This is a genomic window from Moraxella sp., from assembly GCF_024227015.1.
Lineage (GTDB): Bacteria > Pseudomonadota > Gammaproteobacteria > Pseudomonadales > Moraxellaceae > Moraxella.
The window spans coordinates 1-6,289 of sequence record NZ_JAAELD010000360.1 but is presented as its reverse complement, the minus strand read 5'-3'; the positions used below and the strand labels follow the sequence as shown (position 1 = coordinate 6,289).

At 45.9% G+C, this 6,289-nt stretch carries 6 protein-coding genes and 1 pseudogene; 6 read left to right on the top strand and 1 reads right to left on the bottom strand.

Going from position 1 to position 6,289, the window contains the following annotated elements; genetic code table 11:
• Window positions 1-229: 229 nt before the first annotated feature.
• From GY683_RS08130 to radA, 6 genes are all read left to right on the top strand, one after another.
• Window positions 230-1,201 (top strand): KpsF/GutQ family sugar-phosphate isomerase, encoded by a 972-nt coding sequence (locus tag GY683_RS08130; RefSeq protein ID WP_297288249.1) that lies wholly within the window; start codon window positions 230-232, stop codon window positions 1,199-1,201.
• Window positions 1,202-1,216: 15 nt separating this feature from the next.
• Entirely contained in the window at window positions 1,217-1,744 is a 528-nt protein-coding gene (locus tag GY683_RS08125) for an HAD family hydrolase (RefSeq protein ID WP_297288248.1), read from the top strand.
• Between the two features lie 23 nt (window positions 1,745-1,767).
• Entirely contained in the window at window positions 1,768-2,343 is a 576-nt protein-coding gene (lptC, locus tag GY683_RS08120; protein WP_297288247.1) for an LPS export ABC transporter periplasmic protein LptC, read from the top strand.
• Between the two features lie 27 nt (window positions 2,344-2,370).
• On the top strand, window positions 2,371-2,901 hold the full coding sequence (lptA, locus tag GY683_RS08115) for a lipopolysaccharide transport periplasmic protein LptA (RefSeq protein ID WP_046696663.1): 531 nt from the start codon (window positions 2,371-2,373) through the stop codon (window positions 2,899-2,901).
• 96 nt (window positions 2,902-2,997) lie between these two features.
• On the top strand, window positions 2,998-3,729 hold the full coding sequence (gene lptB / locus GY683_RS08110; protein WP_297288246.1) for an LPS export ABC transporter ATP-binding protein: 732 nt from the start codon (window positions 2,998-3,000) through the stop codon (window positions 3,727-3,729).
• A gap of 23 nt (window positions 3,730-3,752) precedes the next feature.
• Window positions 3,753-5,168 carry a DNA repair protein RadA gene (gene radA / locus GY683_RS08105; protein ID WP_297288245.1) on the top strand — a complete coding sequence of 472 codons (1,416 nt, stop codon included), beginning with the start codon at window positions 3,753-3,755 and terminating at the stop codon, window positions 5,166-5,168.
• Between the two features lie 75 nt (window positions 5,169-5,243).
• Here radA and GY683_RS09605 read toward each other — a convergent pair.
• Window positions 5,244-5,597, bottom strand: a pseudogene (locus GY683_RS09605) (septal ring lytic transglycosylase RlpA family protein); the annotation flags it as partial.
• Window positions 5,598-6,289: the final 692 nt, after the last annotated feature.

Here is a 6,289-nt window from a genome sequence, read left to right as displayed (position 1 = left end):
TTGGTGGTTAATACCTTTAAAGTTGTTAGTATTTCTTTGTTATTTTTTATAAATACTTTGTTGTATTTTTATGGATTTTTGGGCAAAGTGGACTCATATTATTAGGAAAATTCATAACTTACGGGCAAAATATGATATGATACATCCTTAAAATAACCGCACTGTTGATGGTGTTGGTTGATGTGAATGGACTGCTCATTTGCCAAGAGGATTTGGCTTGGTATTTATTATGACGGATAAGATGAAGACTGATTTTATTGCTGATGCGGTGCAAGCCATTCGCACAGAACAGAGCGCGCTTGATTTATTGATTGAAGAGCTTGATGAGCGATTTACCTTGGCTTGTCAGACGATTTTGAATTGCAATGGGCGTGTGGTGGTCACAGGCATGGGTAAGTCTGGACATATTGGACGTAAGATGGCAGCGACATTTGCATCGACTGGCACACCGTCTTTTTTTGTGCATCCTGGTGAGGCGGGGCATGGTGATCTGGGCATGCTTGTCAAAGGCGATGTATTGATTGCCATCTCCAATTCAGGCGAGTCTGATGAGATTCGCACATTAATCCCTGTGGTTAAGCAGCTTAACATTCCGCTCATCAGCATCAGCCGTGATAAGCGCGGGTTTTTGCCGAAGTCTGCTGACATTGCGCTGACGCTGGGTAAGTCTGAGGAAGCCTGCCCACTTGGTTTGGCGCCGACATCCAGTACGACAGCAACCCTTGCACTGGGGGATGCGCTCGCGGTGGCATTGCTGCATGCGCGTGGATTTACCAGTAATGATTTTGCCTTGTCGCATCCGGCAGGTGCATTGGGTCGCAAGCTATTGACCCGTGTTCAAGACCTGATGCACGATCATAATCTACCTGTCATCAATCAAGATGCCAGCTTGCATGATACGCTGCTTGTCATGACCAGTGGTCGCCTAGGACTTGCGGTAATCATTGATGATGCTGAAGAGGTGGTTGGTGTATTTACCGACGGTGACTTACGCCGCAGACTTGCTGAGCGCACGGATCTATCAGTAAAAATTGGCGACATCATGACGCGTACACCAAAACACACCACCAAAGAGACACGCGCCGCTGATGCATTATCCATCATGAATGAATGTAGTATCGGGCAATTGTTGGTCTTGGATGGCGGAAAGTTACAAGGCGTTCTGTCCATTCATGATGTGGTACAAGCAGGTGTTAGCTAAAAATTGGAAGACGACATGACTCAAGAAATTATCACCCAAAAAGCCGCCAAAATCCGAATGTTGGTGATGGATGTCGATGGCATCTTGTCAGATGGGCAGATCATTTATAGCTCGAATCACGTGGAGACGAAAGCGTTCTATGTGCAAGATGGTGTGGGATTGCAAGCGCTCAAAGAAGCGGGCATTATCCTTGCCATCATCACGGGACGCAGCTCTCCCATGGTGGATCGTCGTGCATACGAGCTTGGGGTGCGTCATGTTATCCAAGGTCGCGATGATAAATTTACCGCGTTATCAAAGCTTGCAGCCGATCTGAATTTGTCTTTGGATGAATGTGCATACATGGGTGACGACCTACCAGACCTAAAGGCGATACGCGAAGCAGGGCTTGGCATGAGTGTACCAAATGGAGCGCCCATCGTTCAGCAGACGGCGGACTATGTAACCACGAAGGCTGGTGGGCATGGCGCAGTACGTGAAGTGTGTGAGCTTATTTTGCAGGCGCAAGGTAAGTACGATGCCTTTATCCAAAAATTTTTGTAGTCTAGTGTGATAGGCATTATTAAATGAATGTACGAATTTTAAGTGTACTTGGCGTAATGGTAATCATGGTTGCCGCTTGGTTTTTTTATCAAGAAGATCCAAAGATTGAACCTACCGTACCCGCCAAGCCTGACGTATCTTATGAAGTGACCGAGATCAAAGCGGTTCAGACGAATGAAGAGACGGGCGAGACTGAGTACACGCTTACTGCGGACTCTCTGGTGCAAAACGCCAGTGGCGAAGATGAGATGCTAGGTGCGGTGATGAATTGGCAACCGCCCGAAGGTGAGAAGTATAGCATCGAAGCTAAAAGAGCTGTTCTCGAACAGTCAACAGGCGATATGGCGCTTTCTGATGGGTTTACTTTAACGCGTGAAGCGGTGGATAATAAACCCAAACTTGTCATCACGGGTAATAAACTATCGGGTAATACCAAATCGCGTATGCTCTCAAGCGATGAACCGCTGACTGTTGTTAATGGTGAAGATCGCTTTAAAGCTCAGGGTTTTAGTGCGAACCTACAAACAGGCGAATACGAATTTAGTAAGATTGAAGTGCTTTACAATTCTGCACCTAGACAAGACAAATCGTTGTTTTAATTTATATTTTTAAAATTTGAGAATAATATGTCAACTTTTAATGTTCTAAAAACTGCTTTGGCAATCGGCGTATTTGGATTACCTTTGGTTATCAGTAGCGCCAATGCGCTACCATCAGATGCTAATCAGCCTATTCGCCTACTGGCCGACCGCGCCACTTATGTGGAACGTACCGGTGTTACGACTTATTCAGGCAATGTCACCATTGAGCAGGGCAGCCTGAAGATCGCTGCTGATAACATCACGCTGAACTTAAGTAACGATCGTAAGATCAGCTCGGCGACTGCCACCGGCAGACCTGCTACCTTTCAGCAAGTCATCACCAAAGAAAAGGGTGTTGCTAAGGGTCAAGCCAACCGCATTGACTACAATGCAGTCACTGGCATCGTAACCCTAACCGGCAATGCAAAGCTTACCCAAGCAGGTTCTAGTTTTGCAGGCAATACCATCCGTTACAGCCTAAAAGCTGGGGATGTTGAAGCGAATGCCGGCGGTGGTCAGCGTGTGGAGCTTGTTTTCCCACCAAGTGGCGGCAGCTCTCAGCAGGGCTTGCGCTGATGGTTGAATAGGGCGTTTTGCCCTATTTTGATTTTTGGGTATGGGGCATCTGTGTGATTAATGATGCTTTGAATGTCAAAACTTATAAGGAAAAACATGTCAAATACGACATTGAGCATGCGTCATTTGGGCAAGCGCTATGGTCAGCGCTGGGTTGTTAAAGATGTGTCTTTTGAAGTGGAGCAAGGTCAGGTTGTTGGCATCTTGGGACCAAATGGTGCCGGCAAAACGACCAGTTTTTATATGGTGGTCGGGCTTGTGCCGATGGATCGTGGTCAGGTAACGCTTGGCGAATTGGATTTGTCCAAAAAAAGCATGCATGAACGCGCCGCTCAAGGTATTGGTTACCTGCCACAAGAAGCATCGATTTTTCGTAAATTGACAATCGAGCAGAACATTCTGGCTGTGCTACAAATGCGCAAAGACCTGAACAAGGACCAGCAGTTTCAAGAGCTTGAGAAGTTAATGGCCGAGTTTAGCTTAGAGCACGTGCGCCAATCTCTGGGGATGAGCGTCTCTGGCGGTGAGCGTCGTCGTTGCGAGATAGCACGTGCTTTGGCAAGCAACCCTAAGTTTATTTTGCTTGATGAGCCATTTGCAGGTGTTGACCCGATCTCTGTTAGTGATATTAAAGACGTCATCAGCACCCTAAGAATGCGCGGCATTGGCGTGTTAATCACCGATCACAATGTGCGTGAGACCTTGTCCATCTGTGAAAAAGCCTACATCGTCTCAGAAGGTGCCATCATCGCAGAAGGCGCGCCCAATGACATCTTGGCGAATGAATTGGTGCAAAAAGTATACCTTGGTAAAGATTTCTTAGTTTAATCAAACTTGAAGATTATAAATAAATGGCAAAAAAATCAACATCTTATGTCTGTCAATCCTGTGGTGCTCATTATGGCAAATGGTCAGGACAGTGTGCCGACTGCGGTGAATGGAATTCGCTGGTAGAGGCACCCGATGTCAGTATGCCACATCATAAGACTATCAAAAAAACCATCGCATCCACATCTAAAACTTCTAATTATGCAGGTGCGTTGTCGGGTGTCATGAGCCTTGATGAGGTGGGTGTTACTGTAGAGACTCGAATGCCGACAGGGATAGGGGAATTTGATCGAGTGCTTGGCGGGGGCTTGGTGGCAGGATCGGTTGTGCTGATTGGTGGCGATCCAGGCATTGGTAAATCTACGATCCTGCTACAGACTGCCACCAATATGGCGGCAAGTGATTCTCTGGCGGGATCGGCGCTATACATCACGGGTGAGGAGAGCTTATCTCAGGTTGCTATGCGTGCCAAACGCTTGGGGTTGCCGACAGATCGCTTAAGAGTGCTTGCTGAGACCAATGTTGATACCATTTGTTTAGCTTTATCCACCGAGCAGCCAGCCGTGGCAATCATTGATTCTATCCAGACATTATTTACCGATGCCATACAGTCGGCGCCTGGTGGCGTGGCTCAGATTCGTGAATCTGCAGCGATATTGACACGCTATGCCAAGCAGACGGGAACGGCGCTATTTTTGGTAGGTCATGTTACCAAGGAGGGTGCATTAGCAGGTCCGCGTGTGCTTGAACATATGGTTGATACGGTACTTTATTTTGAGGGGGAATCTGACAGTCGTTTTCGAATGATTCGCGCGGTAAAGAATCGCTTCGGTGCGGTGAATGAACTTGGTATCTTCGGTATGACAGATACAGGGCTAAAAGAAGTCGCCAACCCTTCGGCGATATTCTTAAGTCGTTACGAACGACCGATTGCAGGCTCGGTGGTCATGGTAAGTCGAGAAGGAACTCGCCCGCTACTTGTTGAAGTTCAGGCACTGGTCGATGATTCGCACGCTCAGCCTAGGCGTATGGCGTTAGGGCTTGACCATCAAAGGTTATCCATGCTCCTTGCGGTCATGCATAGACATGGTGGCATTCACACAAGCGGACAAGATGTGTATGTGAATGTCGTGGGCGGCGTGAAGGTCATGGAGACAGGTTCTGATCTGGCAGTATTGTTGGCCTGTGCATCCAGCCTAAGAGAAAAGGCGCTACCACCACGCTTGGCGGTGTTTGGAGAGGTGGGGCTATCAGGTGAGATTCGCCCTGTGCCCAATGGGCAGGAGCGTTTAAAGGAAGCGATGAAGCACGGATTCACACACGCCATCGTACCTAAGGCCAATGCACCCAAATCTGACAGTTCGCAATTTAAAGGCATTCAGGTGATTGCTGTAGATCGATTGGATGATGCCATTGATCGAGCATTTGAGTTGATTTAGGTAGTATGGCCTTTACATGGTGAAAAGACACAAATAAAAAACAGCTCCGAGGGCTGTTTTTTATTAAATGAAATATTAAGGTCCATCAACGCGCTCAATGATGACATTGCCTGTGCCACGTTGCGTGATGCCGATGGCTTGTGCTGCACCATAAGACAGATCAAGCACGCGATTACCATTAAAAGGACCGCGATCATTTACTTTTACGATGACAGACTTGCCATTGTCTTTATTAGTGACTCGAATATAGCAGTTAAGAGGCAGTGAACGATGGGCTGCGGTCATGGCGTTCATGTTAAAAGTCTCGCCACTAGCAGTTTTTTTACCGTGAAACTGACGGCCATACCAAGATGCCAAACCAGTTTGTTTGAATTTATTGACTGTGTTAGAAGCCACAGCGGTTAATTTTTCTAATACGGGCTCATCTTGTTTAACTGATGAGCCAGATTGAGTGATCAATGGGCTGTTAAAGGTCAAAGAAGAAGGCTGGCGAGCAGATTTGACCAAGCTTGATGCGCCATTATGCTGACGAGTCAATTCACCGAGCACTTGATCGATGTTGACAGCGCCTGTTTTGCTGTCGGCAGCAGTGGCAGATACACTCATGGCTGCGCCAAGTGCGATGCTGGTGCCTAGCAAATACGTGCTAATGTTCTTCATAACTACCTCTTCTTTGGTGTTTGGTGAAGCCCCATCAGGCGATTTCACCGATGTCTATTAGATAGACATTTGTTATTAAACCATCTTAATAACATGGGGATGAATGCAGTAAAATTCAAGTCGCTGTTATTTAAGCCATAAGATAAACTGCATTCTATCAATTAGTGTCTGGTCAAAATGTCTTACACTTCAACTAAACGATTTTATCCAAAAAAGTACAACTTTCATTGCCTAAGTCAAATAATAAATTGATAAGGCAGTGCAGATTTATGGATGTTTTATATGGTAACACCATTTAGATAAATTACAAGTAGATTAAAACCATTAAAATCATATACTTAACTAAAAATATCATTTATTCAGACAATATTTACAAGGTTTTATGATTCAAAAATTGGTTCTGTTGTGTTTTTATTGATTAAATCTCTATTGAACGCGTTTAGATATATTAAATATTTAAT

Coding starts and splice junctions, on each gene's coding strand:
- GY683_RS08130 (WP_297288249.1), top strand. CDS start 230: ATGACGGATAAGATGAAGACTGATTTTATTGCTGATGCGGTGCAAGCC.
- GY683_RS08125 (WP_297288248.1), top strand. CDS start 1,217: ATGACTCAAGAAATTATCACCCAAAAAGCCGCCAAAATCCGAATGTTG.
- lptC (WP_297288247.1), top strand. CDS start 1,768: ATGAATGTACGAATTTTAAGTGTACTTGGCGTAATGGTAATCATGGTT.
- lptA (WP_046696663.1), top strand. CDS start 2,371: ATGTCAACTTTTAATGTTCTAAAAACTGCTTTGGCAATCGGCGTATTT.
- lptB (WP_297288246.1), top strand. CDS start 2,998: ATGTCAAATACGACATTGAGCATGCGTCATTTGGGCAAGCGCTATGGT.
- radA (WP_297288245.1), top strand. CDS start 3,753: ATGGCAAAAAAATCAACATCTTATGTCTGTCAATCCTGTGGTGCTCAT.